At 44.3% G+C, this 6,582-nt stretch carries 11 protein-coding genes; 5 read left to right on the top strand and 6 right to left on the bottom strand.

Translation table 11 applies throughout. From position 1 onward, the window contains the following. From CH367_RS20665 to epmA, 3 genes are all read right to left on the bottom strand, one after another. On the bottom strand, positions 1-403 hold a 403-nt coding region (locus tag CH367_RS20665), incomplete at its 3' end, for an aconitase family protein (protein WP_244284668.1). A gap of 194 nt (positions 404-597) precedes the next feature. After that, positions 598-1,731: an OmpA family protein gene (locus tag CH367_RS20660; RefSeq protein ID WP_100764396.1), complete on the bottom strand. Its 1,134-nt coding sequence runs from the start codon at positions 1,729-1,731 to the stop codon at positions 598-600. 108 nt (positions 1,732-1,839) lie between these two features. Then, the gene (gene epmA, locus CH367_RS20655; RefSeq protein WP_100764395.1) at positions 1,840-2,787 is read right to left on the bottom strand and encodes an EF-P lysine aminoacylase EpmA; all 948 of its coding nucleotides are present in this window, start codon (positions 2,785-2,787) and stop codon (positions 1,840-1,842) included. Positions 2,788-2,840: 53 nt separating this feature from the next. Between epmA and CH367_RS20650 the strand changes: the two genes are divergently transcribed. Next, positions 2,841-3,167 carry an anti-sigma factor antagonist gene (locus CH367_RS20650; protein ID WP_100764394.1) on the top strand — a complete coding sequence of 109 codons (327 nt, stop codon included), beginning with the start codon at positions 2,841-2,843 and terminating at the stop codon, positions 3,165-3,167. Here CH367_RS20650 and CH367_RS20645 read toward each other — a convergent pair. Next, the gene (locus CH367_RS20645) at positions 3,156-3,575 is read right to left on the bottom strand and encodes a DUF4279 domain-containing protein (protein ID WP_208862023.1); all 420 of its coding nucleotides are present in this window, start codon (positions 3,573-3,575) and stop codon (positions 3,156-3,158) included. The genes CH367_RS20650 and CH367_RS20645 overlap by 12 nt on opposite strands. Before the next feature lie 238 nt (positions 3,576-3,813). Here CH367_RS20645 and CH367_RS20640 point away from each other — a divergent pair, with 238 nt between their 5' ends. Then, positions 3,814-4,539: a response regulator transcription factor gene (locus tag CH367_RS20640; RefSeq protein ID WP_069609813.1), complete on the top strand. Its 726-nt coding sequence runs from the start codon at positions 3,814-3,816 to the stop codon at positions 4,537-4,539. Positions 4,540-4,678: 139 nt separating this feature from the next. On the opposite strand, the gene CH367_RS20635 is transcribed toward CH367_RS20640, so the two are convergent. Together CH367_RS20635 and CH367_RS20630 are read right to left on the bottom strand one after the other, a co-directional pair. Next, entirely contained in the window at positions 4,679-4,969 is a 291-nt protein-coding gene (locus CH367_RS20635; RefSeq protein ID WP_100764392.1) for a 4a-hydroxytetrahydrobiopterin dehydratase, read from the bottom strand. 6 nt (positions 4,970-4,975) lie between these two features. Continuing rightward, positions 4,976-5,389 (bottom strand): hypothetical protein, encoded by a 414-nt coding sequence (locus CH367_RS20630; RefSeq protein ID WP_010572560.1) that lies wholly within the window; start codon positions 5,387-5,389, stop codon positions 4,976-4,978. A gap of 242 nt (positions 5,390-5,631) precedes the next feature. On the opposite strand from CH367_RS20630, the gene CH367_RS20625 reads away from it, so the two are divergent. Genes CH367_RS20625 through CH367_RS20615 form a run of 3 tightly spaced genes read left to right on the top strand, consistent with a single transcriptional unit; the run spans position 5,632 to position 6,568 of the window. Beyond that, positions 5,632-5,910 carry a DUF883 family protein gene (locus tag CH367_RS20625; protein WP_010572562.1) on the top strand — a complete coding sequence of 93 codons (279 nt, stop codon included), beginning with the start codon at positions 5,632-5,634 and terminating at the stop codon, positions 5,908-5,910. Positions 5,911-5,927: 17 nt separating this feature from the next. Beyond that, positions 5,928-6,311 (top strand): LBF_4227 family protein, encoded by a 384-nt coding sequence (locus CH367_RS20620; RefSeq protein WP_100764391.1) that lies wholly within the window; start codon positions 5,928-5,930, stop codon positions 6,309-6,311. Continuing rightward, entirely contained in the window at positions 6,308-6,568 is a 261-nt protein-coding gene (locus CH367_RS20615) for a hypothetical protein (RefSeq protein WP_100764390.1), read from the top strand. The genes CH367_RS20620 and CH367_RS20615 overlap by 4 nt, the downstream gene beginning before the upstream one ends. The last annotated feature ends 14 nt before the right edge of the window (positions 6,569-6,582 follow it).

The raw sequence follows: 6,582 nt of genomic DNA, 5'->3' as shown, positions 1-6,582 counted from the left end.
TCCAAAAACCGATTCCGTATTTGTTCGAAACGGAAGAAAGAAAGTCATAGACTTCTTTGTTCACTGTGTTCGCAGTTTTTAAATCTTCGTTCGCTCCGTCCTTCGCTTGGATCAAGTGATCGCAATGAACGGTAGAAGGAACCGCAACCTTGTTTCTTCCTGCGGACATAAACTGAAGAAGTGCCATCTGAGCCGTAGCGTCCTGCATCGCGACTCTGTCGGGAGCGAAGTCTACGTAAGACTTTCCTTTTTCGTAAGCTGTTTTCGGTTCGCCTTCCCAGAGATGGGAATAAAGAATTTTTTCGGTAAGAGTAAGAGGTCTTCCAACAACGTTTCTCGCTTTTGTAACTAGATCCCCGATCTTAGCGTATCGGGCGCGAATCATTTCTATATCGAATGCCATTGTTTTCTCCGTAGATAATTACCCGCCCCAAGAATGCCCTGAAAGTTCATCGAGGAGGACAAGAACCTTAGACAAGCCCGGAGTGCGTGCGTATTGGAGTCGGCAAACTTTCCGAGCCTCAGAAAGGTTGGTGGTTGGGACAAGTTATAAAATCATGCTCTTTCAAGCATGTAGTTTGTATAGGATTTTTTAATTCAGTTCCGAATTCTAAGTTCGACGCGGCGATTTTGCTCTTTTCCATCTTCCTTGGAGTTGTCTCCGATGGGAACACTCGCACCTTTGGCGACGATCTCGAAACGATCCTTGGAAATTCCGTTACCCGTAAGATAATCGCGGACCATTTCGGCGCGGAGTTGAGAAACCTTTTGGTTCGCGGCCTCGGTTCCTTCCAAAGAAGTATGACCTATGATTTTCACTCGAATGGAAGAATCGTCCTTCATCCATCGAGAAACCAGGTTGAGACTCGGTCTCGATTCTTTGTGAACCTGAATGCTGTTTTTTTCAAAGCGGATCACCTTCGATTCCACTTCTCTAAACTTCGGATTGGAGGAAAGTTCTTCCGAGTTATTCTTTCCGAACCAAGAGAAAGAAGACTTTGCTTCGGGTTGTTTTTCCTCTTTCGATTTGAGAATCGCAACCGGACCTTTTACGGTTTCGGTTTTCCCGTCTTCGATTTTCACCGTGGATGCGGCCGCCGAAGATTCTTCCTTTTCTCCCTTGGATTTTTCGGAGATTACGACGGAGGATTTCGTTTTGGATTTAGCATATTCCTCGGAGCGGTTTTTGTTTTCACCGGAGAATAAGGTCCAAAAGAAATAGATCAATCCCGTAAGAATCAAAAGCCCCGCCAGAAAGATCAGGATCGGAACGGTTTTGTCCTTTTTCAGATGCGGTTTTGCGGAAGGAGTCGGAATGTAATTCGTATATTCTTTTGCGGGAGTTTCGTAGACGTTGCCCTTGTCTTCAGACCAACTGGAAGGAAAGTTCGCGTCCGGAGCTTCTTCCTCGTCAACGACGATGGACTCGGAACCCGCGCCCTTCTTCTTCGCCTCTTGGACTTTTTTAGAAGCCCACTTGCGGATTTCGGTGCGGAACCATTCGTCCGATTTTTCGGTGAATTTAAAATTCTCGCGGATGTATTCGATCGTATGTTTTTCTATGTCCGTATAACTGTTGTTATCTTTGACGGCCTTTAAAAGTTGTTTCGCGTCGTTAACCGAAATTCTTCCATCGCGTTTGCCGGAAGTGAATTCTTCCGCGAGTTTAATCAACTCTCGATCGTATTTTCTACCTTTGATAGTTACGTAGTAGTTCTCTTTTTTCGCCATGGATCCCCGCCGCACCAAGATTTAGGGAAGAATTCTTTCCCTGCAACCAAAGTTTTACTCTCTATTATAAGTTCGGTCCCGAGAAGACCGAAATTGAATGCGGAACGCTCAGAACTTACCGTAATATGGACTGATTTCCCGAAGAGAATTCCCGCCGAGAACACAAAGTAAAAGTCGATCCAAGCCGATCGAAATTCCCGAGCAATCCGGAATCCCCTCCTTGAGCGCGCGTTCCAAACCGCCATCGATCTCGAAAACTTCCTTCCCTAAATTCTTTCGGAGTTCCTGTTCGGAACGAAAGCGGAAGATCTGTTCGATCGGATCGGTCAGTTCCTGAAACGCGTTTCCCAATTCCAGATTTCCGTAATACAACTCGAAACGTTTCCCGAAACCGGATTCGATTTTGGAAAGAGCCGCGAGTTCCGGCGGATAATCGTATAAAAAAGTAAAACCTTTCGGAAGATGCGCCTCCACTAAGTTTAAGAATACAATAAAAAACGAATCTTCGTAAGCTCTTTTTTCCGCGGGGATCTCGCTCAATTTGTTAAGCGAAATCGTTCGATCGAGTTCCTCTTTGGAAATTCCGCAACCCGCGAATTCTTTGAGGGCGTTTTCCACGGAGATTCTCCGTATGTTCTTCGGATCAAAACCGAAAGGATGAAATTCCCGATTCAAAAACTCCAAAAGTTCCGTGCAGAAATCCATCAGACCATCGAGTTTCATTCCGACCGTATAAAATTCCAACATCAAAAACTCGGCGCTGTGATACGGACTTCCTTCCTCGCCGGAACGAAACGTATGAGCGATCTCGTAGATTCTTTCCAAACCCTTGGACAAAATTTCTTTGAGGGAATATTCAGGAGATGTAATGAGATAACCCTTTTCTTTTTTCGAGGGAGAATGTACCAAAAAAGGATCGAGATACGGTTCCATCGAAGGTATACCTTTGAGAAAGGGAGTGTCCGTTTCCAAATAATCCCTTTCCTCGAAAAATCTGCGGATCGCGGATAAGAATTTGGATCGTTTGACGAGCATCTCTCGACTGAGTTCGTTCATCTGAGTTTCGTTTTCCTCTTGATTCGTTTTTAAAAACGCGAAGCAATGACCTTGTGGATCCGATTCAGAGATACGAACATTTTGAAATTCGAAAAAACCGTCAGTCGACCGAGGTGATTCCTTTGGTCGCGTCCTTCGACGAGTTGGCTTTCGACGAATTAAAATCCGTGTTCGCGCTCGTATTCTATCAATCCAGTCTTCATGTGAAAATCAATCTGAGCGGAGTCAAGATTTTGCCGCTTCCGGTCGCGATGAAAATTCTTTCGTTTGCGTTCGATCTTCGTTTGAAAAACAGAACCTTGGTGATCACCGGGGCCAGCGCCTCGTTTAAAAAGCTGATCCGATTTTATAGAATGGACAAAGCCATTCTAATCTTCTGAACGCCTTCTCTTTTCGTCCCTCTTCCAAGGTTGAAAGACCAGTTTGATTCCTAAGTTTCCCAATAGAAGAAGGAGCTTCGAAGAAATCTCCGTTTCCTTTTGAGAATAATCCGAGAACTCGACGGAGACATACATACAAAGCGGATGTTTGGTCGCGAACTCCTTCACCTTATGGCGGGAAGGAAGAACCTTTTCCAATATTTGAAGAATATGATCTTCTAATGGAGCTTGCGCGTCCAAAGTGGAATGCAATTGCCAGTGGCCGAAACCCAAAGGGCTTCCTTCCTTGTCCGTCGCGGCTCTTGGAGTACTGAAATCGGGTTTGAGGTCCAATTGACGAGTAACGGACTCCGAATCGAGACCGTCTTCGTTCACCGAAAGGATCGCCCATGTGAGCGGATAAGACAACGCGTTACTCATGATTTTTTACACACTTTCAAACTTATATAATATTTGATTATAATTTACCACAAACCATAGTTTTATCATCGTTCGTCGAAGAAACCGGGATTCTCAAATTCATGATTCGCTTGAGAATCTGGTAAAATTGTGGCGAATAAAAAAAATTCCTTTATTAACATTTCATCGGTTTTATCTGTTGCAGATAAGGTAATTTTATCCTCTAATCTCTGACGGGGGCTTGATAATGAAAACAATTTTAGTCATAGAAGACGATCCGGATATCGGAAATTTAATCCGAAAATCCTTGGATTCGGCGCACTACTCTACTACTCTTCAAACGAGCGGCGAAGAAGGCCTCAAATTCTACAAAGCCAATCATCCCGACATGGTTATCTTAGATCTTTCCCTTCCCGACATAGATGGAATCGAAGTTTGTAGGACGGTAAGACGTAACGATGAAAACACTCCGATTTTCATCGTTACGGCAAGAAACGAAGAAATCGACAGAATTATGGGACTGGAATTGGGCGCTGATGATTACATTACGAAACCCTTTTCCGTTCGCGAACTCAAGACAAGAGTGGACGTGTTTTTCCGTAGATGGGACAAAAAAGCGGGAATCAAACCGAACGTCGGCGCAAGCGGTGAAATCATCCGCGGCTCTTTGAAGATCGATCCGGTTCGTAGAAGAGTGACCCTGAAAGACAACATCGTAAACATCTCCAGAAAAGAATTCGATATTCTGCAACTGATGGCGGCTTCTCCGGGCAAAGTTTTCTCCAGAGAAATGATCCTCGAAGCTGTTTGGGGAATGGAATGGGACGGCTTTGAAAGAATGATCGATTCTCACGTAAAAAGAATCCGTTCCAAACTCGAAAAGAATTCCGCTCAACCCGAATGGATCGAAACGATCTGGGGAATCGGTTACCGTTTTACGGATAACTACGACAATATCGTAATTCCCGATTGATTTCCGTTTAAAAAACAAGCTTTTAAAGCGAACTCGAAGTTCGCGCCCCTATAAAGCAAAAGCCCGGTCTAAACCGGGCTTTTTTGTTAAACGAAGTCGCCGAGTAAGATGAGCGCCGCCTTAAATGAACGCTTAGGGATCAACCTTTGTAGACCTTCTCGGCTTCGTGAACGAAACGAAGATCCAAATCCGTGATCGTCTTTTTAGAATGAGTGAAAATTTCAACGGTAACCTTTCGATACACGAGAAGAATATCGGGATGATGATCCATTTCTTCGGCGATGTTTGCGATCGCGTCCACGAACTTCACACCGCTTAAGTAATTGTTAAACGAATAGGTCTTTGATAAGAATGGAACCTCGTCTCGGAACCGCACTTCCCATCCCGAAGGAATTTTTTCCTTGAGATCGTTCAGTTCCGAAGAAGTCATAAAAAATTAGAAAACCTTTTTGAGGGTTTGTTTGATTTTTTCCGCGTCGTCGACCGCGCCGTTGGAAAGAGATCCGGCTCTCGCCATAAGATTGACCGCGCCGTCCATTCTCGCTTTGAGCTCTTCGATCTTTTGAAGCTGTTCGTTTAAGAACACGATCTTGGAATCCAATTCCATCTCCCTTCTTTCAAGAAGAAGTTTGAAGTTATCCAATTCCTGGATTTTTTTCCGTGTCTTCTTCGCTTCGGTATCTACGTCTTTTCTATAATATTTTTCGAGTTCTTTCTCCGCTTGAAGATGTCTGTCCCTCTCGGCTTTGAATTCCCTTTTCATCAATTTCAGTGCTTGGCGATACGCCTTATTGAAGATTCTCTGCTTTTGACGTCTTCTGAGACGAACCAGCTTGCTGATCCAATTCATACGTTTGTCCTGGTCTTAGGATTGATTGTTACGCGAAAGATTTTCACTTGGGAACGAAGGTTCGTTTTCGTTCGATTCTTCGCCGAACGGAAAGGTTCCGGACATTCCGCCTTTTCTGGAATGGATTCTTCCATTCTTTTATTTAGACTTCAAAATTCGAGAGAAAAACCTAATCCCGAAACGGTGAAAGTGGTTGATTCCACAGATGGAAAACTTAGAAAAAGAATCGGGAGGAATCATCCATGACATCCAGAGCGGAAGATTTCAATGAAGAAGTAGAATCCTTAAAGGACAAAGCGAAAAGAATCACCGGAAAAGCCCGCGAAGAATACTTGGAGCACGTTTCCGATCTCAAAGAAAAGATCAAACAGATCTCCGGAGACACTTCCGAAAAGGCGAAACAAATTATTGATGAAACCGGAACATACATCAAGGAAAATCCTCAGAAAGCGGCGTTGATCGGACTCGGAGTGGGTCTCGGACTCGGGCTTCTCGTCGGAATGCTGATTCGCAGAAAATAATCATCCACCGGGAACCGATGGCAAAAAAAAGAAAACAGGATTCCTCGCAGGAATCGTATGACAACGAATATACGAAAAGGGGAAACGATCTCAAATCGCATTTCCTCTCTTTGGTGGATTCCATCCTGGAATACTTCCAAACCCTACTTCTCTACGGACAAAAATTCTTAACAAAAAGATTTCAAGCGGGAATACAAGCCTACATCTTTCTAAAGATCGGCTTGTTCTTTCTCGCGTTCGGTTCGATCGGCTTGCTCGGGGCGTTGTTCGTCTTATTGTATAGAATCACCGGAGGGGACTTTCTCATTGCAAGCCTCGGAACGGGCGGCACGAGTTTTTTTCTCTCCGTTATCTTCCTTTGGTTGGCCGCGTCTTCTCTTAAGATCAAGGATCGTTCATGAAGGAATTTCCGGATTTGAATCCGTTCGACGGAAGCGATCGTTTTCTCGGAAAGGATCCTTCCGATATGAGCATGGAGGAATTGAAACTCTATCTTCATATTCAAAAACTTAGGGTGCGTTTGGAATTCGAAAAATTTCAGTCTTCGATCAATTACACGGGAATGATCGTGGACGCTTTGGAAAAACTGGGCATGGGAGAATTTTTACAATCCTTCCTCAAGGTTCCGGATAACGTGCACCCGCACGAGGATTTATAGACGATCGAACCCGC

Source organism: Leptospira barantonii (assembly GCF_002811925.1).
Lineage (GTDB): Bacteria > Spirochaetota > Leptospiria > Leptospirales > Leptospiraceae > Leptospira > Leptospira barantonii.
This window is presented reverse-complemented; position numbering and strand designations above follow the sequence as displayed.

Excerpts from the sequence above, each read along its gene's own strand:
- CH367_RS20660 (WP_100764396.1), bottom strand. The coding sequence starts at position 1,731 with ATGGCGAAAAAAGAGAACTACTACGTAACTATCAAAGGTAGAAAATAC.
- epmA (WP_100764395.1), bottom strand. The coding sequence starts at position 2,787 with ATGAACGAACTCAGTCGAGAGATGCTCGTCAAACGATCCAAATTCTTA.
- CH367_RS20640 (WP_069609813.1), top strand. The coding sequence starts at position 3,814 with ATGAAAACAATTTTAGTCATAGAAGACGATCCGGATATCGGAAATTTA.
- CH367_RS20635 (WP_100764392.1), bottom strand. The coding sequence starts at position 4,969 with ATGACTTCTTCGGAACTGAACGATCTCAAGGAAAAAATTCCTTCGGGA.
- CH367_RS20630 (WP_010572560.1), bottom strand. The coding sequence starts at position 5,389 with ATGAATTGGATCAGCAAGCTGGTTCGTCTCAGAAGACGTCAAAAGCAG.
- CH367_RS20625 (WP_010572562.1), top strand. The coding sequence starts at position 5,632 with ATGACATCCAGAGCGGAAGATTTCAATGAAGAAGTAGAATCCTTAAAG.
- CH367_RS20620 (WP_100764391.1), top strand. The coding sequence starts at position 5,928 with ATGGCAAAAAAAAGAAAACAGGATTCCTCGCAGGAATCGTATGACAAC.
- CH367_RS20615 (WP_100764390.1), top strand. The coding sequence starts at position 6,308 with ATGAAGGAATTTCCGGATTTGAATCCGTTCGACGGAAGCGATCGTTTT.